Raw genomic sequence first — 21,195 nt, 5'->3', positions numbered from 1 at the left:
TTATTTAATACTTCTTAATATGTGAAAAAGGACTGTGTTGGAAATGCTCCAATACAGTCCTTTTAAGTTTCGCTAATTAAAGATATTAATAAACTTACTTTATGCTGTTAAGCTTATTTGCAATTTCTTCGGCGGAGGCGTCGGTGTTCAGGGAGGTTATAATGCCCTGGTTGCCCATGTATACAGTGCCATCGTAGGCAATGGCATCAACACCGCCGTTGTCGTGGAAGGCTCTGGCAAGATTGCCGGCCACGTAGAAGGCACGTACCTTTTCAGACATTTCATCGGTGGCAGCTGGAACGATAAATTCCTTGTCGTTTACATACACTGCATTGCCCTTCACGTCAACCTTATTTCCGCTGTATTCCTTAAGTTTCTTCACGTAGTTGTCAAGGCGTTCGCTGTGGGATGGATGATCGGAAACGGAGAAAATATCGCCGGTCATTTTGTCACTGCCGGATTTTTCAATAACACGCTGCCATACAGCTGCGCAGGCTCCCAAATTATAGTTTGAATCTGCCATGTACTGGAAGGCTATATTATCTGCTTCCCATTCCATTGGCTTGGTAATGTGCACCTTTTCGGTATAGTTGGCAACGATATTGGTTACGGCTATACCTACGCCATTGGTGTTGGAGGCAATGGCAGTGGCAATAAGGGTAACCGGCACAGACTTCTTGAAGCCCTTAACCACATGGTCACGCATACCATGGGACATTTCATGGCCCAGTACAACAGCCACCTCGTCATCAGTGCGCAGTAAATCAAAAATGCCCGCATTTACTGTCATTACATGGCCCAGGGAACAGGCGGCATTAAAATCTTTCTGTGGGTTAATAAAATAAAGGAAAGGCTTCTCATTAATGGAAGGCTCTGTTACGGCCACAGCATTGGAGAGGTTGGACATAATCCCATCCAGACGCTGATTCAGGGCAGGGTCATTCTCCACACCCTGTTTTTCCTTCATCTGGGCATAAAGCTGCTGTCTGCCTTCCTCGGTGGTATTAATCTTGTCAATCTGCTTGTTGTACTCTGACATCTGGTATCCCGCAATGCCCACATTTATAGCTGCTTCAAGCCAGTTGGCATCAGCCTGGGATGGTAATGCGGCAAATACAGGCATGGTTACCAGCATGGCGCTGGCAATTATTTTGGAAAGTTTCTTCTTAAAATTTAACATTGCAATCGCCCCTTATAAAACTTAAATTATTTACCTTATTTATTATATCATAGACCACATTAAAATATCCTTAAAGCAGGAAAAATAGGACATTAGAAGTGCTATTAAGTGCCTTAAGATGCCATCAAATTTTGACGGTGGCAAAAATCCGGCAGTTGGGGTATAATATTTGAGTATATTTTAAATGAGGTGCAAGAAAGACAATGCCAGAAATTGATATGACAAGAATTACCGATAATCTCATGAGCGTATATAACTACGCTTTTATAGATGCAATGCCTTACGGCTTTTATAAGCCAAATGATGCCATGTATGTAGGGGTTAAGCTGGTGGACAAGATGTACCACTGCCCAAAGTGCAAGGGCGAGTTTACTGTTAAGTACCGCAACGACAATGACGGCATTACATATTTTTCTAAGAGCCGTATTGCTGCCCAGAAAAAGGTATATGAGGAGCTGGGATTGGATTTCCCTGCCAACTGGGAGCTGATGGAGCAGCCCTTCACCTATCATATAGTGGGTATCTGCAACGAGTGTGCCAGAAAGGATATTATGACTTCCCAGGAGGAGGGCCAGCATATCTACAATCTGTGCCATGAGCTGCACATGCAGGATGAGCTGATGGCGGCAAAGGCCAAGAAGTATATGACAGACAGTCTGCAGAAATGGCTTGATGGCATAACTGAGTCTTCCTATCTTATGCAGTTTGACCTTTCTACCCGTGAAAGCCTCCGTGACCTTATTTGTGCCGTGATTTTACAGGACACCAAGGCGGTGGAGGATGCCCTTCAGGAGTATCGTGATACCATTCAGCCTATTATATATGAAGCAAAGAAGCTGCTGGAAAAGCAGACTCCTGCCTGGAAGGCAAATGTGGCCCATTCCTGCAGCTTGCCTGATTCCATGTCTGATGAGGAATATCACGAATATACTGTGGCCTTCCCGGATGAAGCTTCTGAGGGTCAGGAGTTCTATATGGAGAAGTCCATTGAAAAGGATCGTGTTTCCATGTTCCTTACCCAGCATCGCCTTACCTCCCTTGAGGAAGTGCTGATGGATGCAGGATTCCATGAGGAATGGATAGACATGGTGGTGGACAAGGGAACATCCCTTAAAAAGTAAGGTGTTATTTAATTATGAAAGCAATGAAATTCAGAGCAGGACTGGTGCTGTTTCTGCTGTTAATGATATTTTCCACTGTGACTTTTGCGGCCACCGACGAGGATTTTTCCTTTAAGGGTCTGAGACTGGGAGACAGCTATGAAACCATGGTGGAGAAGCTTGGGGAGCCGGATTTTGATACTGATATGTATCTCCGTGGTGTCCAGGTTATTCGCTATACATATTCCGCTGATCAGAAAATATACCTTGATGCCAAGGACAAAAAAGTAGTGGAGATGTTCTGCAAGAGCAAGCACTATGTGGGACCCCACGGGGTAACCTATGGTGCCACCAGAGCCGGCCTTACCAAGGCCTTTGGAAAGTCAGAGCACAAGCATCTGGACGGCAATGTATATTATATTTATTACAATCCCGCGGCTTCCAAGGAAAAGCTGCTTATATCCATGGAACCGGAGCAGCTTTATCTTTTAAGCTGGACCTATACCAGCCTGGATTTAGATGATCCGGGAATTATTATTACTGCTGCTGAGGAAGAGCAGAAGCCTTCCAAAAGGTTTAATTATGGCGGCTTGCCAACGGATTAAGAGAATAAAAAATCAGGTGAGTTATATTGATTTTTAAGAAGAATATAAAAACAATTGTCTTGGCAGTTACCCTATTGGTGTCCATGTCGGTGATTTCCGTTATGGCTTCCATGGCGGTGGCAAAGACAGTGGTGCATAGTGATTATTCAAGGGCTGTTCAGGGCAAGGATAAAAAAACTGAAAAAACTCAGAAGGTGATGCCGGCAGCTCCCCAGGTCACTGCAGATGCTGTGGTGGTAATGGACAATAAGACCGGGGATATCCTTTATGAGAAAAATGGCGATAAAAGCGAGCATCCTGCCAGCCTTACCAAAATCATGACAGCTATTTTGGTGCTGGAGGATGACAGGGATGACCGCATTATTACTGTCAGCCCTTGGGCGGGGCAGAAGCCATATTCCTATTGCTATACTGGTCAGTCCATGCGTCAGTATGACATGCTGACCCAGATGATGCTGATTTCAGACAATGTGGCAGCCTCTGCATTGGCTGAAGCTGTGGGCAATGGCAGTGCATGGCAGTTTTGGCAGATGATGAATGCCAAGGCCAAGGAATTGGGGGCAAAGAGAACGCATTTTGAGAATGCCAATGGTCTCACTTCCAATTTGCATTATTCAACAGCAAAGGATTTGGCTGTTATTTCTCATTATGCTATGGAAAATCCAAAGTTCAGAAAAATAATAGCTATTCCAGAAAAAACTTTTTTCAGTATAAATCCTCAGGGGGAAACCCTTCATTGTGAAAATACCAATGAGCTTCTTACTGATTATCAGGGGTGTATTGGCGGAAAGACCGGATATACAGATGCTGCCGGGGGATGCCTTATGGCGGCTGCCCAGCGTGGCGGGGAAGAGGTGCTGGTGGTGCTCCTTCATTCCAAGGACACGGATACCAGATTTACAGAAGGTGCTATGCTGCTTGATTACGGCTTCAAAGCTTTGGCAAGCCGTTAAATACAAGGAGGTACATATATTATGAAGAAGATTTTGGCTCTGGCCATGATGCTGCTGCTGGTTATGACCACAGGCTGTATGGCTTCAGACAAGACAAAAGGAGAGAATGGAAAAATGGCAAATCGTATTGCGGTATTTGATACCAACAAGGGAACCTTTGAAATCGAGCTTTTTGAGGACAAGGCTCCTGTTACTACCGGCAATTTTATTAAGCTCAGTGAAGAGGGCTTCTATGATGGGGTTATCTTCCATCGCATTATTGACGGCTTCATGATTCAGGGCGGTGACCCAACCGGTACTGGCATGGGTGGTCCTGGTTATACTATTAAGGATGAGTTCCACAAGGATCTCCGCCACGACAGCGAGGGCATTTTGTCCATGGCTAATGCAGGCCCTAACACCGGCGGCTCCCAGTTCTTCATTACTCTTGCTGCAACTCCTTGGCTTGATGGCCATCACGCAGTATTCGGCAAGGTGGTAAAGGGCATGGATGTGGTTCGTGAAATCGGTCACACCAAGACTGGTGTCCAGGATCGCCCGGTTCATGAGGTGGTTATCAACAGCATTAAGATTAAGGCTGCTGAGTAATACATTGAATATGAAGGTAAGTTAAATGAAGGCATTTGCTTACATACTGGAATGTGCCGACGGCACCCTTTATACAGGGTATACCACGGATATGGAAAAGCGTCTTGCCACCCATAACAGCGGCAAGGCCAGCAAGTATACCAGAGGCCGTCTCCCCGTAAAGCTGGTTTATCTCGAAGAATGTGAGGATAAGGAAACAGCCATGAGCCGGGAATGGCACATAAAACAATTGAGCCGTGATGAAAAACTAAAGCTCATTGAAGAAAATAAGATTAAATAAAAATAGACTGTGATAAAGTTGAATGATTTTATCACAGTCTATTTTTTACTCATAAGATAAGCCCCCTGCCGAGGCAGAGGGCTTGAAGTTTTTGTAAAGGTATTAGTTGTTGCCTTCTTCGCTTGCATTAACAACTACTGCAACAGCACCATCACCGGTGATGTTAACACAGGTACGGAACATATCCAGTACACGGTCAATACCTGCTACCAGAGCAAGACCCTCAAGAGGAAGACCTACAGACTGGAGAACCATTGCCAGCATGATAAGACCGGCACCAGGAACACCTGCAGTACCGATGGAAGCAAGAGTACCAGTTAATACAACCATCATCATCTGCTCAAAGCCAAGTGGAACACCATAAACGTTGGCAACAAACAGAGTACAAACACCCATGTAGAGTGCGGTACCATCCATGTTCAGGGTGGCACCCAAAGGAAGAACGAAGGACGCAATTTCGCGCTTTACACCCAGCTTCTCCTGGCAGTTCTTCATGTTAACTGGCAGTGCAGCTGCGGAGGAACAAGTGGTGAATGCGATCATCATCTGCTCGGACATGCCCTTGAAAAAGTCAACAGGGCTGTGCTTGCCGAAGATTCTTGCCATGGTGGAATATACACCAACGGCGTGAATGGTACAACCTACAGCTACGCAGGCGATAACGGTAAGCAGTGGAAGCAGTACCTTAGGACCATTTGCAGCAACTACAGGAAGCAGTAAGCAGAATACGCCGATAGGAGCGAGATCCATTACAATGGCGATAACCTTGTAGCAAACCTCAGCACCGGCATCAAAGAATCTGATGAGAAGATCCGCCCTCTCACCGCCAACTTTTACGATACCTACACCAATGAACAGTGCAAATACGATAGTAGGCAGAATAGCGGCCTTAGCCATGGAATCGATAGGGTTGGAAGGAATCATGTCAAGGAGAACCTGCATAATGTAAGGAGCTTCCTTAACCTTTGGCTGAGCACCAGCAACGAAGTCAGCACCAACACCAGGTCCGATAATTCCAGCTACCACGAAACCAATGGTGATAGCGATGGCCGTGGTAAAGAGGTAAATAGCTACCGTCTTGAAACCGATACGGCCCAGCTTCTTGGTATCACCCAAGCTGGTAATACCTACAACCAGGGAGAAGAATACAACCGGTACGATCATCATCTTGATCAGATTGATGAACATGGTACCAACTGGTGCGATCCACCATTTAATGAACGGCAGACCAGCTTCACCGGCAATCAGACCGACGATTACGGAGAGAACCAGTGAAATGAAGATTTTTACAGATAAGTTCATTTGAAATACCCCTCCTTCTTAGATTATATTAACCTATTTGTAGTATAACATAACAATATTATCTGTTTCAACTAAATTATGTCATTTTTATATCGAAGCATAAATATTAGTTATGTTTACTATACTTAATTATATATAAATTGAATTTATTTACAGTTATATTGTATAATGGTTACATCAGGAAAGGAGTTTTGTCTATGGATTTTGAAATTATGGGCTTTCTGGCCCTTTTCGGCTTCTTGGGAGCATTTATTGATGCCGCAGTTGGCGGAGGCGGACTTATTACCATTCCGGCCCTGATGTGGACAGGACTCCCGCCGGTTACGGTGCTTGGTACCAACAAGGTGGCTGCCTCCATGGGAGCTGTTTTTAGCTTCCTCACCTTTGTGAAGGCCGGGAAAATGGACACTTCATTAATGAAGAAGCTTTGTCCACTGTCATTCATCGGCTCATTTGCCGGCGTATTATTAGTTCAACATATCTCATCAGAATTCCTGCGTCCTTTGATAATTGTTATGCTTATTTTGGTTTTTTTTTATACAGTCTTCAAAAAAGACTGGGGCAAGGACGCCAAGCCTCAGGAGATAACTGGCAAAAAAATGATTTTATGCCTTATTATGGCCTTCGTGCTGGGCTTCTATGATGGCTTCTTCGGACCGGGCACCGGTTCATTTATATTATTTTCTTTTATAATGATAGGTTTTGATTTTATATTTGCCACGGGAAACGCCAAGGCCATGAATTTTGCCAGCAATATTGCGGCAGCCATTCTCTTTTCATATTTTGGCAGCGTTGACTTCACCTATGCTATTCCAATGGGTATTTTCATGATATTCGGTGCCATCGCCGGCTCCAAGATGGCCATTACCAAGGGCGTCAGCTATATCCGCCCAATGTTCATTATCATCACTGCTGTATTAATAGGAAAGCAGATTTTGACAATGCTGGAATAAAATTAGACATAATATTATATTGAAGCAAAAAAACAAGGACCGCTGACTCAGTTCGAGTTAGTGGTCCTTTTATCATGTCCGATTCACAATGGGGATGGCAGGGATTTCTTCATTTCTGTTTATTTGATTAAAATAGCCGTATAATAATAAATAGTGTTATAACGAGCTTTAAGATGTCCCCTTCCTCTTTAGGTGGGGGAAAACAAACTACAACAGATGGTGAGAATATCTCCCAGCTCGTTGAAACGCTAATTGGAAGATTTTTCTTCTAAAGAAGAAAAATTTGAACAATGGCGTTATAACGAGGTTAAGATGTCTCATTCCTCTACATGTGAGAGCATGTTTACCACCACCTCGTTGAAACGCTGGTTTGAAGATTTTTCTTTTCTAAAAAGAAAAGAAAAATTTGAACAACGGCGTTATAATATGTATTGACGGTAACTAGGTAATGTGTTAGTATAATTAACATGTTAATACTTTAACAAGATAAAGAATAAAAATCTTTTAGGCAAATGGAGGAAAGCTTATGACTTCAAATAATATGGAATACCTGACAATAGCCCTTCCAAAGGGGAAGCTCTTTGGATTATCCGCTGACCTTCTTGCCAAGATAGGATATACCGCCGAGGATTTAAGTGAAAAATCCCGGAAGCTGGTTATTACCAACGAAGAAAAGAAGATTCGCTTTATAATCAGTAAGACAGCTGATGTTCCAACTTATGTGGAATACGGAGCCGCGGATATTGGGGTTATTGGCAAGGACGTGCTGCTGGAATCCGGCAAGGACGTTTATGAGCTGTTGGATCTGGGCTTTGGCAAGTGCCATTTGATGATGGCTGTAGATAAGAATCATAAGCGGGCCAAGCTTTCAGATTATGCCCATACCAGGGTGGCCACCAAGTTCCCTCATATTGCGGAAAAGTTTTTCAACAGCAAGGGTATGCAGATGGAGTTCATTAAGCTGAACGGTTCCATTGAGCTGGGGCCTATAGTGGGACTTTCCGAGAGCATTGTGGATATAGTTGAGACTGGCACAACCCTGCGGGAGAACAATCTGGAGGAAATTGCATTTATAATGGATGCCACCGCCCGTCTCATTTGTAACAGGGTAAGCTTTAAACTGAAATTTGACCGAATCCATCAGATGACTGAGGATTTGCGCAAGATACTGGAAATGGCCAAATAATCGGGAGGAATAGTAATGGAGATAGTTAATGTTAAGGACAAGGGACTTATTAATGTTGAAAAGATGCTGAAAAAGCCTGCCTTTGACCAGGTGGAGCTAAATCCTAAAATCCGTGAGGCGAACAAAAAGCTTTTTGGCCGTGATATGACTGCCGCTGAAATAGTTGACATGATTGTGAACGAAGTAAGGGCAGAGGGAGACAAGGCGGTTATTAAATACACCAAGCTTATTGACCGCACTGAGTTTACTGCCGATGAATTTCTGGTAACAGATGAGGAATATGAAGCTGCATATAAGGCCGCTGATCCTGAAATTGTGGAATCACTTAAAAGGGCTGCAGCCAATGTGCGTCAGTATCATCAGGAGCAGAAGCCAAATTCATGGATGACCTACCGTGGCCAGGGCTCCCTGCTGGGGCAGTCCGTTATTCCATTGGACAGAGTTGGTATCTATGTGCCCGGTGGCACTGCCGCATATCCATCTTCCGTTATAATGAACGCAGTTCCCGCCGCTGTTGCAGGGGTTGGGGAAATAATAATGATGGTTCCGCCAAAGGATGGCAAGATTAATCCTTATGTGCTGGTGGCAGCCAGGGAAGCAGGGGTTTCCAAAATCTTTAAGATTGGCGGGGCCCAGGCCATTGCCGCCATGGCCTTTGGCACGGAAACCATTCCAAGGGTGGATAAGATTACAGGTCCTGGCAATATCTTCGTGACCTTGGCCAAAAAGGCCGTATATGGTCACTGTGATATAGATATGCTGGCTGGTCCAAGTGAGATTCTTATTGTGGCTGATGAAAGTGCTGATCCGGCCTACACTGCGGCTGATATGCTCAGCCAGGCGGAGCATGATATGCTGGCCTCCAGCATCGTCATTACAGACAGTCCTGAATTGGCGTCGAAGGTTGCAGAGGAAGCAGAAAAGCAGCTTCAGCAGCTGCCACGTCAGGAGATTGCCAGAGCCTCCCTTGACAAGAACGGTCTTATCATTGTGGCTGAGGACATTATGAAGGCCATTGAGCTGGCAAATGTATCCGCCCCTGAACACATGGAAATTCTTACAAAGGAGCCATTCCAGCTTCTTCCTTATGTGCGTCATGCGGGGGCTGTATTCCTTGGGGCCTATTCCCCTGAGCCATTGGGGGACTACTTTGCGGGACCAAATCACGTACTTCCTACGGGGGGTACTGCCAGATACTATTCCGTGCTAAATGTGGAAACCTTTATGAAGCGCACCAGCCTCATATCCTACACACAGCCTGAATTGAGCCGTGTAAGTGACGATATTATCCGTCTGGCAGAGGCAGAGGGCTTGCAGGCACATGCAAATGCAATCCGTATAAGAAAAATGGAAAAGTAAAAGGGAGACTGGAAAATTATGGCAAAGCTTAAATATAGAAACAAACTGGCAGATATGCCCTCCTACGATGTGGTGGAGCGGGAATGGAATATTAAGGTAAACGCCAACGAAAGCGGCATGAATCTGCCGCCTCTGGTGGAGGAAAGGGTAATGAGCCGCCTTTCCCGTGTGGCCTTCAACCGCTATCCAAATGAGGATTTGGAGATGCTTATGGAGGCAATTGGCAGGAATTTTGGTCTTGGTGTAGAAAATGTTCTTATAGGTAACGGCTCCAGTGAGATTATTGAGAAAATCTTTTATTGCTTTGGCGGCCGCGGCAGAAAGATTGTATTTCCGCAGCCATCATTTTCCATGTATCACATTTATGCCAAGGCAGCGGAGGCTGAGGCAATTCCTGTAAACTTAAATGAAAAGGATTACAGCCTTGATGTGAAGGAATTTGTTAATGTGGTAAATGAGAATAAGGCCGCCCTTTGCGTAATTTGCAACCCAAATAATCCAACAGGCAGCTTTACCTCCCTGGAGGACATTGAATATATTGCCAGCCATACCAGCTGTGCATTTTTGGTGGACGAGGCATATATTGAGTTCCAGGGCCAGACAGCCATCGGACTCATGAAGAAATATCCAAATATGATTATTGCCAGAACCTTCTCCAAGGCCTATGGCCTGGCGGCCTGCCGTTGCGGCTACATGCTGGCGGCTGCACCGCTGACTGAGATGATTGGCAAGTCCATGATGCCTTATCACATGAATGTGCTGACTCTTGTTACTGCCGATACTGTATTCCAGATGCGTGATGAATATGTGCCACGGATTCAGATGATGATTGCTGAACGCAAGCGCATGGAGGCCCAGTACGGCACATTAAAGGGCTTCAAGGTGTTCCCTTCCAATACTAACTTTATTTTCTTAAAATATAAGAAGGCGGTGGAGCTTAATAAATATCTGGAAAGCCGCGGTATTGGAATCAGAAGCTTTGGCAAGGCACCTCTTTTGGAAAATGCCCTGAGAATTTCCATGGGCAACAGAGAAGAAAATGATGCTGTATTTAAGGCTGTAAAGGCCTTTGTGGAGGAGCAGAAATAATATGCGTACAGGAAAGGTTATCCGTGAAACCAAGGAAACTTCTATTGATTTGACCATCAGCCTTGATGGCCGGGGGATGTCCGATATTGACACGGGCATCGGCTTCTTTGACCACATGCTGAATCTCTTTGCCGCCCATGGCCGCATGGATCTTGTGGTGGGCTGCAACGGGGATATTGAGGTGGATGGCCACCATTCCGTTGAGGATATTGGTATTGCCTTGGGAGAGGCAGTAAAGGAGGCTCTGGGGGACAAGAAGGGGATAAATCGCTATGGCACCTTCTTCCTTCCAATGGATGAGACCCTGGTAATGGTATCCCTTGATATAAGCGGCAGACCGTTTTTGGTATACGATGCAGGTGGACCAATGGCTCCAATGATCGGGGATTACGATACGGAGCTTACTGAGGAATTTTTGCGGGCCTTTGCCTTCAATGCGGGCATTACCCTTCACGTAAAGGTGATGTACGGAACAAATTCCCACCATAAGGTGGAGGCTGTTTTCAAGGCCCTGGGTCACGCCATGCGTCAGGCAACAGCCATTGATCCCGAGGCGGCAGATGAGATTCCTTCCACCAAGGGTGTGCTGTAAAGGCTTCTTCCATCAAGGACATGCTGTCATTGTTTGTCCCACTAAGGACGTGCTGTAACGGCTGGTTGAGTAAGTAGGAGGAAATGTAAGTGATTGCTGTAATTGACTATGGTGTGGGGAACCTTTTTAGCGTGGAAAAGGCCTTTGCCCAGTATACAGATAATGTGAAGGTAACCAGTGACAGGGCTGAAATAGAAGGCGCTGAAAAGCTGGTTTTGCCCGGAGTTGGGGAATTTGGGGCCTGCATGAAGAATCTGGAGGCCTCCGGACTTATACCAACTATCATGGAAAGAATTTCTGCGGGGGTGCCACTTTTGGGAATCTGCGTTGGTCTGCAGGTGCTTTTTGAGGGCAGCGAGGAATCCCCTGATGCCAAGGGCTTGGGGGTTTTTAAGGGCATGGTAAAGCGCATTAATGCCCCCGGACTGAAGGTGCCTCACATGGGCTGGAACAGTGTGGAATTTGCCCAGAAGGACCTTTGTCTCTTTAAAAATGAGCCACAGGTGCCATATTTTTACTTTGTCCACAGCTATCACGCAGTGCCCCAGGACAGCTCCATAGTGGCTGCCACCACGGAATACGGTGAGAAGCTGACAGCGGCAGTGGCCAGGGACAATGTAATGGCCACCCAGTTCCACCCGGAAAAATCCGGAGACGTGGGGCTGCTGATTATTAAGAATTTCATTGAGAGTTAATTGCAATTAACATAATTATGTATTGCTGGGCGTTAGTGGAAGGAAGATTTTATGCTTATTTTTCCGGCTATAGATATTCGTGGAGGCAAGGCTGTACGCCTTTATAAAGGTGATTTTTCCCAGGAGACGGTTTTCGGTGAGCCAGAGGAGATGGCCGCAAAATGGGAATCTCTTGGGGGGCAGTATCTGCATCTGGTGGATCTGGACGGTGCCAGGGCTGGCAAGTCCGTAAATCTTGATGTGGTAAAGAAAATTATTGCAAGGGTCAATATTCCCGTGGAATTGGGCGGCGGTATCCGCACCATGGAAAACATAGATGAGGTTCTCTCTGCCGGGGTACAGCGGGTTATCCTGGGGTCCGTGGCTGCCAAAAATCCAGCTCTTGTTCAGACTGCCTGTGCAAAGTATGGCGAGCGGGTGGTGGTTGGCATTGACGCCAAGGACGGCATTGTAGCTGTGGAGGGCTGGGAGGTCTCCGGCAACGTGGAGGTTGGTGTACTGGCCCGTAAAATGGCCCAAGTTGGTGTCAAAACAATTATTTATACAGATATATCACGTGATGGCACATTAACAGGTGTAAATGTTGAAGCTACTGCCAAGCTGGCAAGGGAAAGCGGCGTCAAGGTGGTGGCCTCCGGCGGGGTGAAGTCCATTGAGGATATTAAGGCCCTTCTTCCTTATGAGAAGGATGGCATCGAAGGAGTCATTGTGGGCAAGTCCATTTACACGGGCTCTCTTGATTTGTCTGTGGCAATTAAGGTGGCCTCCGGGGCAGAGGGGTGATTGGTATGTATACAAAGAGAATTATTCCCTGTCTTGATGTAAAAGGTGGCCGCGTGGTGAAGGGCACAAATTTCGTGGGGCTCCGTGATGCAGGAGACCCTGTGGAGCTGGCCCGCCGCTATGATGAGGAGCGCTGTGATGAGCTGGTATTTCTGGATATTACAGCCTCCAATGAACAGCGTGACACCATAGTTCAGGTGGCAAGGGACTGTGCTTCCCAGGTGTTTATTCCCTTTACCATAGGGGGCGGTATACGAACCCCAGAGGATATGCGGAAAATGCTTAAGGCCGGGGCTGACAAAACCTCTGTGAACTCCGCCGCAGTGAAAAATCCTGATATTATTCGTCAGGGGGCGGAAATCTTCGGCCGCCAGTGTGTGGTATTGGCGGTGGATGCCAAAAAGACCGGGGAGGACAAGTGGGAGGTCTTCGTAAATGGGGGCCGAACTCCTACGGGAATAGATGTTATAGATTGGGTTAAAAAGGGCACTGAATTGGGAGCCGGGGAAATACTGCTCACCAGTATGGACGCAGACGGCACCAAGGATGGCTATGATATACCTCTTACCAGGGCCGTTTCCGAGGCAGTTGATGTTCCTGTTATTGCCTCAGGGGGAGCGGGAAAACTGGAGCATTTCTATGATGTGCTCACCCTTGGAAAGGCCGATGCAGTATTGGCCGCCTCAGTATTCCACTATGGACAGTTCACCATCAGACAGGTGAAGGAATACTTAAGGGACAGGGGCATAGAGGTAAGATTATAATTTAAATGGCAGGGGGATTTTGCCCCTGTCAGAGGTAACTTCAAATGGAGGGATATTTATGATTGACATTTCAATGATTAAATTTGATGAAAAGGGCCTGGTACCAGCCATTGTCCAGGAGGAAAATGGCCAGGTGCTGATGATGGCATACATGAATGCTGACTCTCTCCAAAAAACCATTGAAACGAGAACCACCTGGTTCTGGAGCCGCAGCCGCAAGGCATTATGGAACAAGGGAGCCACCTCCGGCAATGTGCAGGAGGTAAAGGACCTTTATTATGACTGTGATGGGGATACCCTTTTGGTTATCGTTCATCAAAGGGGCTCCGGAGCCTGCCATACTGGAACATATTCCTGCTTCAGTGGCCGCAGACTGCTGAAAAATGAAAAGGCACTGGCTGTGGTTGAGCAGCCGGAGAAATATTATCTGGCCAACATCATGAATGAGCTTTATGATGTAATCAAGGACCGCCAGCTGAATCCGAAGGAAGGCTCCTACACCAACTATCTCTTTGAAAAGGGTCAGGACAAGATCCTCAAGAAGGTGGGTGAGGAGGCTGTGGAGACTATTATTGCCTCCAAGAACAAGGACAAAAATGAAATCATCTATGAGATGGGTGATCTCTGGTATCATTGTCTCGTGCTCATGGCATTCCACAACATCAACCCTGAGGAAGTGTTCTGTGAGCTGGTAAATCGTCATAATGGCGGCGATTATCATAAATTTACGGGTAAAACCGGCATTCGTCCTGTAGATTAAGTTAATAATGTATTCAAAACGCCTGTCCTTTGCGGTATAATATAAGTTAGAGAACTTTGAAAGGCAGGCGTTTTTATGTACAAGGATATATTTAAGGCTTTGCGGGAAGCTTCCTTGGTAAAAAATAATCTTAATACAAGGAAGATTAACCAGGAGGCAGTGCCAATGCCCCAGAAGCCATATCCTGAAGATGCCCAGCTGATACCCTTGCCGGAGCCTGATTATCTTGAGGACAGGGAAGTCAGTTTTTTGGAGCTTATGGAGCTGCGGTCCACTATTCGTGAATACAGTGAGCGGCCCCTTACCATGAATGAGCTGTCCTTTCTTCTGTGGTGTACCCAGGGGGTAAAGATGCTTCTTCCGGCTGGTGCCACAAAGCGCACTGTGCCTTCGGCGGGTGCCAGAAACGCCTTTGAGACCTACCTTTATATAGATAAGGTTGAGGGAATTGAAAAGGGGTTATACAGATTTTTGGCCTTTGAGCATGCGCTTTTGCCAATTGATACCTCTGATGGGGTGAAGGAAAGGCTGCGCAAGGGCTTCAATAAAGTAAATATGTACGATGCAGGTGCCGTTACATTTATGTGGGCGGCAGTTCTTGACAGAATGGACTATGCCTTTGGGGGAAGGTCATTGCAGTATCTGTATTTGGACGCGGGCCATGTGTGCCAGAATCTTTATCTGGCATGCTATACCCAGGAGATAGGATGCTGTGCTATAGGTCATTTTAATGATGAAGAGCTGAACCGTGAATTGGGCCTTGATGGGGAAGAAGAATTCATGGTCTATGCGGCACATGTGGGCAAAATCAGATAAAAGGGGTTGAGTTATTATGGCTCAGAATACAAGAGAGAGTTCTATTTTTGCACCAATGACAGGAAAAATCGTTGATTTAATTGAGGTGCCTGATGATACCTTTTCCAAGAAAATGATGGGTGATGGTGTGGCCATTATTCCTAAGGACGGTATGCTGTACAGTCCTGTCAGCGGTATTGTTTCCGCAGTGGCTGCCACCAAGCACGCCATTGGCTTTCAGACCAATACTGGGCTGAATATCCTGGTACACGTGGGTTTGGAGGCCCATGAGGTGGCAGAGAAGACCACAATTGTTCACGTTAAGCAGGGCCAGAAGGTCCAGGCCGGTGATCTGGTGGCAGAATACGATCTGGGGGCCTTTGAGGAAAAGGGTATTAATACCATTACCCCTGTAATTCTCGTAAATGAGGAAGAGGATGACACGGAAATCAAGGCCAATGTAGGTGACGTTGAGGCTGGTGCCGGGGAAATATTTAAGGTTGTTGAAATAATCAAGGAAGAGGCGACCGCTGAGAGCGAACAGCCTGCTGAAGAAAAGAAGGAAGAAGCTACTAAAAAGGAGGAGGCTGAGCCATCAGAGGAAGTTTCCGTTATAGAAGAGCTTAAAAGTGAAGGCAAGGAATTTTTCAGCGATTCAAAGAATCTTGTAAAGCTGGGGGTTCTTTTTGTATCAGTAGTTGTTATTATGGTTGCAGTGTTTGTCACCGTCACCTTGATGTTTAACAGCGGCGGCGGGGAATAAGTCAGGGAATGTGGCATATTTGCGCAGTTGTTCTGTATTTTGTAGTCTTGGAGGTTTTTCATGGAGCTGGAGCAGGATATTCAATATTTGAAGGGAATCGGACCAAAGAAGGCTCAGCTCCTTAAAAAATTAGGCATCAGCAAGATATTTGATATGCTGACTCACTATCCCCGTGGCTATGAAGATCAAAGCAGCATTACCCCTATTGGGGAGCTGAAGCCGGGGGAAAAATCCACAGTTTCAGGTGTTATTACATCTTTGCAGGAAAAGCGGGCCGGGCGGCGGAATATGTTTATTCTGACAGCCATGATCAGTGATGGCACGGGATTTATACAGATAACATGGTTTAATCAGCGCTTTTTAAAGGCAAAGCTGAAGCCAGGCAAAAAGGTTTTTGCCACAGGAAAGGTGGAATTTGCCTTTGGGGGCCAGGGCCAGTACGCCATGAGCCAGCTTTCTTCCTTTGAAATAATGGACGCTGATGAGGACGAAACCAGGGGACTGGGCATACTTCCCATTTATCCTTCCACAGAGGCCCTTAATCAGAAATTTTTCCGCAAATCCATCAAAGAACTGCTAAGCAGCGTGGATTCCATTCCGGAGGTGGTTCCGGATAATATTTTAAGGCATTATAATCTGTTATCCCGCAGAGAAGCCTTTCAGTCCATTCATTTTCCCGATACCTTCCTGAAGGTAAAACAGGCCAGAAATCGTCTGGCCTTTGAGGAGCTGTATCTCATTCAGTGCGGTCTTATGATGCTGAAGAAGCGGACACAGGAGAAGAAGCAGGGCATAAGACACGGCCTCAACAGCGTAATGGTGGAAAAGCTTATGGGACTGCTGCCCTTTAAGCTGACGGGGGACCAGGGGAAGGCCTGGAATGATATCTGCAACGATATGGAGAGCTCTGTGCCCATGCGCCGTCTGGTGCAGGGTGATGTGGGCTCCGGCAAGACGGTTATCGCCATGCTGGCCCTTGTAAAGACAGTAGAAAACGGTTATCAGGGGGCCCTTATGGCTCCTACGGAAATATTAGCCAGACAGCATTATGAAGGTTTCATTAAACAGCTGGAGCCACTTGGAATAAAGGTGGCTCTTTTGTCTGGAAAATTGACGAAAAAGCAGCGGGAGCAGATTTACGGGGAGCTGGCGGCCCAGCAGATAGATATTGTTATTGGAACCCATGCCCTTATTCAGGAGCAGGTGGCTTTTAAAAAGCTGGGACTGGTGGTAACAGACGAGCAGCACCGCTTCGGCATTAATCAGCGGGCGGAGCTGGAAAAGAAGGGTACCCTTATGCCCGATGTGCTGGTTATGACTGCTACCCCTATTCCACGTACCATGACACTTACAGTATACGGCGATCTTGATGTTTCCCTTATCCGTGAGCTGCCCCCGGGGAGAAAGCCGGTGCGGACCTTTGTGCGGACCCCTGACAGACGGGAGCTTATTTATAAGTTTATGCGGGATGAGATTTCCAAGGGGCGTCAGGGATATGTAGTGTGCCCTCTTATTGAGGAAAGCGAGGAAAGTAGTCTCCTTTCAGCGGAGGCGGTTTACGATGAGCTTACTCACGGCATTTTCCGGGATATACCCTGCGGGCTGGTTCATGGCAAGCTGAAGCAGAAGGAAAAGGAAGACATTATGCAGGAGTTCTACGAGGGACGCCTTAAGGTGCTGGTGGCAACAACAGTTATCGAGGTAGGGGTAAATGTGCCCAATGCCAGCATGATGGTTATTGAAAATGCCCAGCAGTTTGGTCTGGCCCAGCTCCATCAGCTTCGGGGACGCATCGGCCGCGGTGAATACAGCTCCTATTGCGTGCTGGTAACCAACGGAAAAACCGAGGTGTCCAAGGAGCGTATGCGGATTATGGAGACCACCTCCGATGGCTTCATATTGGCTGAGGAGGACCTGAAGCTCCGTGGTCCCGGCCAGTTCTTCGGCTCCATGCAGCACGGTTTGCCGGATTTGAAGATTGCGGATGTACTGCAGGATATAGATATATTGCTGGAGGCCCGCCGTGCAGCCTTGGAAACCATGGAAAACAGGGTGGATCTGGATTATGTGCTGCCTATTTTGGAGCTGCAGTATAAAGAGCATTTTATGAATATCACGGACACCTGATTGGTGGAAAATAGTGAAGAAATAGTGAAGAGATAGTAAAAAATAGTGAAAAAATAGTGAAATTTTAGTGAAAAAAATGGTTGGTTTTGAAATGCTGTCATGGGTTAAAAACTGTGGCGGCATTTTTATATATTTTTATAGAAAAATTTGAACAATTGCGTTATAATATATTTATATTTTCACAAAGTAAAGTGTGAAAGAGTGAAAGCACGAAAGTGAATGAACATAAAATATTACAACAGGTGGTGTATTTATGGTAAATCCAAAACTTAGGGATGATCTGAACGACCAGCTTTGCGAGGCGGTTTTGAAGCTGGAAACTGTGGAGGAATGCTATCAGTTCTTTGAGGATATCTGTACTATCAGCGAGATCAAGGCCATGAGCCAGCGCCTTGAGGTGGCCCGTATGCTGCAGGATCGTCACACTTATGATGATATTGTGAGTCGCACAGGTGCCAGCACTGCCACCATCAGCAGGGTAAAGCGTTGCCTGAATTATGGTGCAGACGGTTATTCATTGGTACTTGACCGCTTAAAGGACAAGGAATAGTATTTTAGCAAGTTGGGCTTAGGAGAAGTGACTATGGAAAATAGAGATATGGTTCTGGAAATCCCTTATGGAACAAGAGACTTTTTGCCTCGTGAGGCTGCGGGCAAGCGTGCCATTGAAGCGGCCATAGCTGAAGAATTCAACCTTTGGGGCTATGACGAGATTGTGACTCCAACCGTTGAATTTTTGGACACCCTTACCATGGGCAATGGCAGCAATTTGGAGCCGCACATGTTTAAGCTCTTTGACAAGAATAACCGTACCATGGCTCTGCGCTACGAGATGACCACTCCTATTGCCAGGGTGGCTGCCTCCCGTATGAAGGAAGACAAGCTGCCTTTGAAATTGTCCTATATCAGCTCTGTATTCCGCTATGAGCAGGCCCAGACCGGCCGCCAGTGCGAATTCCATCAGGCGGGAGTTGAGCTTTTGGGCAGTGACAAGGCCACTGCAGATGCTGAGATTATCGCTCTGGCCATTTCTGCCCTGAAAAAGACCGGACTTAATGACTTTATTATCTGCCTTGGACAGGTGGACTTTATTAACGGACTTATGAAGCAGTGCGGCCTTAGCTCCAAGGAAATGGGCAAAATCCGTGCGGCCATTGAAAACCGGGATCTGGTGGGGCTCAATGCCATTGCTGACAAGGCGGATATTTCCGATGATGCCAGAAGTATGGTTAAGGAGATTCCGCTTCTTCATGGTAACCGCGAAGTTCTAAAGAAGGCCTATTCCATGGTGAACAACGAGCAGTCCCGAAAGGCTCTGGACAATCTTTCCGAAATCTGTAATCTTCTGGAGGCCTACGGGGTTTCTGAGTATATTACCTTTGATCTGGGCGTAATCCGTGATTTCAGCTATTATACGGGCATGGTATTTGAGGCATATACCCCGGAGCTGGGGTATCCCCTCTGTGGCGGTGGCCGCTATGACAATATGCTGACGAATTTTGGTACAGATATGTCAGCCACGGGCTTTGCCTTTGGCATTGAGCGGGTAATGCTGGCTCTGGAGCGCCACGGACTGAAGGCTCCAGAGACCCAGCGTGACGTGTATGTGGCCTTTGCGCCGGGCAGGGAGCCGGAGGCCATAAAGGCAGTTCAGAAGCTGCGTATGGCAGGGGAAGCCTGTGAGATGGCCATGGGTCCTTCCACGGAGCAGGACGCCGAGGAATATAGGGCAGGAAAGGGATATCAGCAGCTGATATTCGTGAAATGAGACCTGTAAATTGGAAGATTTGGCAAAAGCTTATAACGCCATTGTTCAAATTTTTCTTCTTTAGAAGAAAAATCTTCCAATTAGCGTTTCCCTAAAGGACTAACTCACTTCGTTCGTGTCGCAACGAGCTGGGAGATATTCTCACCAGCTGTTGTAGTTTGTTTTCCCCCACCTAAAGAGGAAGGGGACATCTTAAAGCTCGTTATATTTTGCAACAGTTTTTATGGTAAAAAAATGCTAAAAAGAGTAATTCAGTTTTTTAAGGGGGTCCTGGCCAAGGGGCCCGACAAGGAAGAACAGAATACAATAAATGACCTGCTGTCCCCTGAGGCTCAGCAGGCCTTTTATCAAATGACGGTGGCCGACCAGCGCCATACCCTGAATGTAATGAAAACTGCGGTGGAAATCGCTGAAAAACAGGGCGTTGCCGGCTCCTTTGACATGGATTTTTTAAAGCGCTGCTGTTTGCTTCATGATATTGGCCGTGGGCCGAAGATGAACAGCATCAGAAAATCCTACGGGGTTTTGCTGGATAAATTTTTCCATGGCTGGTCTCTGGAAAACAGTCAAAAGCCAAGTGACAGCTACTTTAAAGATATAATGTACCGCTATTACAATCACCCGGAAATAGGCTGTAGCGAGCTGATGAAGCTGGGAATGATACACGAAGCGGATATTATACTTCGTCATCACAGTGGAAAAGATGAAGAATTATTAGCTCATGAGCAGGCTGTTCTTAGGATATTGATGGAGGCAGACCGCTTAAATTAGGTAAAATACAAAAAAATTGAGAAATTTGCAGGATATTAATTTTTTTTATAGAATATTACTCATCGTACGAGATTTGTTTATGGAAGGAAGAGGCGGAGAGTTATGCGCTATGAAGCAGTAATATTCGATTTAGATGGAACACTAATAAATTCAATAGAGGATTTGGCAGACAGCTGCAATGAAATGCTTGCGGCATACGATTTGCCAAAGCACGATGTTGAGGCTTATAAATATTTTGTTGGAAATGGGGTTGGCAAGCTTGTGGAAAGAGCATTGCCAATAGACAAATCCGAGGACAGAACCTTTTACGGGAAGGCATTGGCAAAATTCAAGGAGATATATAATGGCAAGGTGCTGAACAAGACCCGTGCTTATTCAGGTGTCCGTGAGCTGTTGTTGAAGCTTATTGAAAAGGACGTTCCTATGGCGGTTTGCACCAATAAGCCAATGGATGCGGCAAAGACCATTATAAGCATTCTGTTTGAGCCTGGAACCTTCAAGGTTGTAATGGGAGACCGTCCTGGTCACCCAAGAAAGCCGGATCCTTCCACTTGTCTGGAGATTTGCAAGGAAATCGGCGTTGAGCCTGATAAAGTGGCTTATGTGGGGGACAGCGGCGTGGATATGCAGACGGCTGTAAATGCCGGGTTTCTGCCTATTGGTGCCCGTTGGGGCTTCCGCAAGGACGATGAGCTTCTGAAGAATGGAGCAAAAATACTTCTTGATAAGCCAACTGATCTCCTCTTTGAGGTTCAGTTCAAAAAGAAGAACTGATTGAAAAA

The 21,195-nt window shown here is 46.3% G+C and carries 23 protein-coding genes; 21 read left to right on the top strand and 2 right to left on the bottom strand.

Annotation, left to right across the window (positions count from 1 at the left end):
- Positions 1-94 precede the first annotated feature (94 nt).
- Complete coding sequence (locus tag T525_RS0105425) at positions 95-1,180, bottom strand: M48 family metallopeptidase (protein WP_027406376.1); 1,086 nt, start codon at positions 1,178-1,180, stop codon at positions 95-97.
- Positions 1,181-1,383: 203 nt separating this feature from the next.
- Between T525_RS0105425 and T525_RS0105420 the strand changes: the two genes are divergently transcribed.
- From T525_RS0105420 to T525_RS0105400, 5 genes are all read left to right on the top strand, one after another.
- Positions 1,384-2,301 carry a hypothetical protein gene (locus tag T525_RS0105420; protein ID WP_027406375.1) on the top strand — a complete coding sequence of 306 codons (918 nt, stop codon included), beginning with the start codon at positions 1,384-1,386 and terminating at the stop codon, positions 2,299-2,301.
- 14 nt (positions 2,302-2,315) lie between these two features.
- The gene (locus T525_RS0105415) at positions 2,316-2,885 is read left to right on the top strand and encodes a hypothetical protein (RefSeq protein ID WP_027406374.1); all 570 of its coding nucleotides are present in this window, start codon (positions 2,316-2,318) and stop codon (positions 2,883-2,885) included.
- A 26-nt stretch (positions 2,886-2,911) separates the two neighbouring features.
- The gene (locus tag T525_RS14320; protein ID WP_051533426.1) at positions 2,912-3,838 is read left to right on the top strand and encodes a D-alanyl-D-alanine carboxypeptidase family protein; all 927 of its coding nucleotides are present in this window, start codon (positions 2,912-2,914) and stop codon (positions 3,836-3,838) included.
- Between the two features lie 63 nt (positions 3,839-3,901).
- Entirely contained in the window at positions 3,902-4,426 is a 525-nt protein-coding gene (locus T525_RS0105405; RefSeq protein WP_232219189.1) for a peptidylprolyl isomerase, read from the top strand.
- Positions 4,427-4,451: 25 nt separating this feature from the next.
- Positions 4,452-4,706 carry a GIY-YIG nuclease family protein gene (locus T525_RS0105400; RefSeq protein ID WP_027406372.1) on the top strand — a complete coding sequence of 85 codons (255 nt, stop codon included), beginning with the start codon at positions 4,452-4,454 and terminating at the stop codon, positions 4,704-4,706.
- A gap of 102 nt (positions 4,707-4,808) precedes the next feature.
- On the opposite strand, the gene T525_RS0105395 is transcribed toward T525_RS0105400, so the two are convergent.
- Complete coding sequence (locus tag T525_RS0105395; protein WP_027406371.1) at positions 4,809-6,008, bottom strand: dicarboxylate/amino acid:cation symporter; 1,200 nt, start codon at positions 6,006-6,008, stop codon at positions 4,809-4,811.
- Positions 6,009-6,205: 197 nt separating this feature from the next.
- On the opposite strand from T525_RS0105395, the gene T525_RS0105390 reads away from it, so the two are divergent.
- The 16 genes from T525_RS0105390 to T525_RS0105315 all read left to right on the top strand — a co-directional run bounded on the left by T525_RS0105390 (position 6,206) and on the right by T525_RS0105315 (position 21,187).
- Positions 6,206-6,961: a TSUP family transporter gene (locus tag T525_RS0105390; RefSeq protein ID WP_027406370.1), complete on the top strand. Its 756-nt coding sequence runs from the start codon at positions 6,206-6,208 to the stop codon at positions 6,959-6,961.
- A 526-nt stretch (positions 6,962-7,487) separates the two neighbouring features.
- Positions 7,488-8,147: an ATP phosphoribosyltransferase gene (gene hisG, locus T525_RS0105385; RefSeq protein ID WP_027406369.1), complete on the top strand. Its 660-nt coding sequence runs from the start codon at positions 7,488-7,490 to the stop codon at positions 8,145-8,147.
- Positions 8,148-8,162: 15 nt separating this feature from the next.
- Positions 8,163-9,506, top strand: coding sequence for a histidinol dehydrogenase (gene hisD / locus T525_RS0105380; RefSeq protein ID WP_027406368.1), 1,344 nt, complete (start codon positions 8,163-8,165; stop codon positions 9,504-9,506).
- An 18-nt stretch (positions 9,507-9,524) separates the two neighbouring features.
- Positions 9,525-10,595 (top strand): histidinol-phosphate transaminase, encoded by a 1,071-nt coding sequence (hisC, locus tag T525_RS0105375; RefSeq protein WP_027406367.1) that lies wholly within the window; start codon positions 9,525-9,527, stop codon positions 10,593-10,595.
- Position 10,596: 1 nt separating this feature from the next.
- Complete coding sequence (hisB, locus tag T525_RS0105370; protein WP_027406366.1) at positions 10,597-11,187, top strand: imidazoleglycerol-phosphate dehydratase HisB; 591 nt, start codon at positions 10,597-10,599, stop codon at positions 11,185-11,187.
- A gap of 89 nt (positions 11,188-11,276) precedes the next feature.
- Positions 11,277-11,882 (top strand): imidazole glycerol phosphate synthase subunit HisH, encoded by a 606-nt coding sequence (gene hisH, locus T525_RS0105365; protein ID WP_027406365.1) that lies wholly within the window; start codon positions 11,277-11,279, stop codon positions 11,880-11,882.
- Positions 11,883-11,933: 51 nt separating this feature from the next.
- Complete coding sequence (gene hisA, locus T525_RS0105360) at positions 11,934-12,665, top strand: 1-(5-phosphoribosyl)-5-[(5-phosphoribosylamino)methylideneamino]imidazole-4-carboxamide isomerase (protein ID WP_027406364.1); 732 nt, start codon at positions 11,934-11,936, stop codon at positions 12,663-12,665.
- A gap of 5 nt (positions 12,666-12,670) precedes the next feature.
- The gene (gene hisF, locus T525_RS0105355) at positions 12,671-13,429 is read left to right on the top strand and encodes an imidazole glycerol phosphate synthase subunit HisF (RefSeq protein WP_027406363.1); all 759 of its coding nucleotides are present in this window, start codon (positions 12,671-12,673) and stop codon (positions 13,427-13,429) included.
- Positions 13,430-13,487: 58 nt separating this feature from the next.
- Entirely contained in the window at positions 13,488-14,189 is a 702-nt protein-coding gene (hisIE, locus tag T525_RS0105350; protein ID WP_027406362.1) for a bifunctional phosphoribosyl-AMP cyclohydrolase/phosphoribosyl-ATP diphosphatase HisIE, read from the top strand.
- Between the two features lie 75 nt (positions 14,190-14,264).
- Positions 14,265-15,005: a SagB/ThcOx family dehydrogenase gene (locus T525_RS0105345; RefSeq protein ID WP_051533425.1), complete on the top strand. Its 741-nt coding sequence runs from the start codon at positions 14,265-14,267 to the stop codon at positions 15,003-15,005.
- A 16-nt stretch (positions 15,006-15,021) separates the two neighbouring features.
- Positions 15,022-15,747, top strand: coding sequence for a PTS glucose transporter subunit IIA (locus T525_RS15525; RefSeq protein WP_051533424.1), 726 nt, complete (start codon positions 15,022-15,024; stop codon positions 15,745-15,747).
- A 60-nt stretch (positions 15,748-15,807) separates the two neighbouring features.
- Positions 15,808-17,874, top strand: a complete 2,067-nt coding sequence (recG, locus tag T525_RS0105335) for an ATP-dependent DNA helicase RecG (protein ID WP_027406360.1) — start codon at positions 15,808-15,810, stop codon at positions 17,872-17,874.
- Positions 17,875-18,127: 253 nt separating this feature from the next.
- Complete coding sequence (locus tag T525_RS0105330) at positions 18,128-18,424, top strand: YerC/YecD family TrpR-related protein (RefSeq protein ID WP_027406359.1); 297 nt, start codon at positions 18,128-18,130, stop codon at positions 18,422-18,424.
- 33 nt (positions 18,425-18,457) lie between these two features.
- Positions 18,458-19,642 (top strand): ATP phosphoribosyltransferase regulatory subunit, encoded by a 1,185-nt coding sequence (hisZ, locus tag T525_RS0105325; protein ID WP_027406358.1) that lies wholly within the window; start codon positions 18,458-18,460, stop codon positions 19,640-19,642.
- Between the two features lie 234 nt (positions 19,643-19,876).
- Complete coding sequence (locus tag T525_RS15520) at positions 19,877-20,413, top strand: HD domain-containing protein (RefSeq protein WP_051533423.1); 537 nt, start codon at positions 19,877-19,879, stop codon at positions 20,411-20,413.
- A gap of 102 nt (positions 20,414-20,515) precedes the next feature.
- Complete coding sequence (locus T525_RS0105315; protein ID WP_027406357.1) at positions 20,516-21,187, top strand: HAD family hydrolase; 672 nt, start codon at positions 20,516-20,518, stop codon at positions 21,185-21,187.
- Positions 21,188-21,195: the final 8 nt, after the last annotated feature.

It is taken from the genome of Anaerovibrio sp. RM50, assembly GCF_000622005.1.
GTDB lineage: Bacteria > Bacillota > Negativicutes > Selenomonadales > Selenomonadaceae > Anaerovibrio.
Note: the sequence above shows the minus strand (reverse complement) of the source record. Positions and strands in the feature narration are given on the sequence as shown.

What these genes read in the sequence shown, in the direction of transcription:
- T525_RS0105330 (WP_027406359.1), top strand. Translation starts at nt 18,128, where the DNA reads ATGGTAAATCCAAAACTTAGGGATGATCTGAACGACCAGCTTTGCGAG.
- hisIE (WP_027406362.1), top strand. Translation starts at nt 13,488, where the DNA reads ATGATTGACATTTCAATGATTAAATTTGATGAAAAGGGCCTGGTACCA.
- T525_RS15520 (WP_051533423.1), top strand. Translation starts at nt 19,877, where the DNA reads ATGCTAAAAAGAGTAATTCAGTTTTTTAAGGGGGTCCTGGCCAAGGGG.
- T525_RS0105345 (WP_051533425.1), top strand. Translation starts at nt 14,265, where the DNA reads ATGTACAAGGATATATTTAAGGCTTTGCGGGAAGCTTCCTTGGTAAAA.
- hisZ (WP_027406358.1), top strand. Translation starts at nt 18,458, where the DNA reads ATGGAAAATAGAGATATGGTTCTGGAAATCCCTTATGGAACAAGAGAC.
- T525_RS0105400 (WP_027406372.1), top strand. Translation starts at nt 4,452, where the DNA reads ATGAAGGCATTTGCTTACATACTGGAATGTGCCGACGGCACCCTTTAT.
- hisB (WP_027406366.1), top strand. Translation starts at nt 10,597, where the DNA reads ATGCGTACAGGAAAGGTTATCCGTGAAACCAAGGAAACTTCTATTGAT.
- hisF (WP_027406363.1), top strand. Translation starts at nt 12,671, where the DNA reads ATGTATACAAAGAGAATTATTCCCTGTCTTGATGTAAAAGGTGGCCGC.
- hisD (WP_027406368.1), top strand. Translation starts at nt 8,163, where the DNA reads ATGGAGATAGTTAATGTTAAGGACAAGGGACTTATTAATGTTGAAAAG.
- hisG (WP_027406369.1), top strand. Translation starts at nt 7,488, where the DNA reads ATGACTTCAAATAATATGGAATACCTGACAATAGCCCTTCCAAAGGGG.
- recG (WP_027406360.1), top strand. Translation starts at nt 15,808, where the DNA reads ATGGAGCTGGAGCAGGATATTCAATATTTGAAGGGAATCGGACCAAAG.
- hisA (WP_027406364.1), top strand. Translation starts at nt 11,934, where the DNA reads ATGCTTATTTTTCCGGCTATAGATATTCGTGGAGGCAAGGCTGTACGC.
- T525_RS0105420 (WP_027406375.1), top strand. Translation starts at nt 1,384, where the DNA reads ATGCCAGAAATTGATATGACAAGAATTACCGATAATCTCATGAGCGTA.
- T525_RS0105315 (WP_027406357.1), top strand. Translation starts at nt 20,516, where the DNA reads ATGCGCTATGAAGCAGTAATATTCGATTTAGATGGAACACTAATAAAT.
- T525_RS0105390 (WP_027406370.1), top strand. Translation starts at nt 6,206, where the DNA reads ATGGATTTTGAAATTATGGGCTTTCTGGCCCTTTTCGGCTTCTTGGGA.
- hisC (WP_027406367.1), top strand. Translation starts at nt 9,525, where the DNA reads ATGGCAAAGCTTAAATATAGAAACAAACTGGCAGATATGCCCTCCTAC.
- T525_RS0105425 (WP_027406376.1), bottom strand. Translation starts at nt 1,180, where the DNA reads ATGTTAAATTTTAAGAAGAAACTTTCCAAAATAATTGCCAGCGCCATG.
- T525_RS0105395 (WP_027406371.1), bottom strand. Translation starts at nt 6,008, where the DNA reads ATGAACTTATCTGTAAAAATCTTCATTTCACTGGTTCTCTCCGTAATC.
- T525_RS0105405 (WP_232219189.1), top strand. Translation starts at nt 3,902, where the DNA reads ATGACCACAGGCTGTATGGCTTCAGACAAGACAAAAGGAGAGAATGGA.
- T525_RS15525 (WP_051533424.1), top strand. Translation starts at nt 15,022, where the DNA reads ATGGCTCAGAATACAAGAGAGAGTTCTATTTTTGCACCAATGACAGGA.
- T525_RS0105415 (WP_027406374.1), top strand. Translation starts at nt 2,316, where the DNA reads ATGAAAGCAATGAAATTCAGAGCAGGACTGGTGCTGTTTCTGCTGTTA.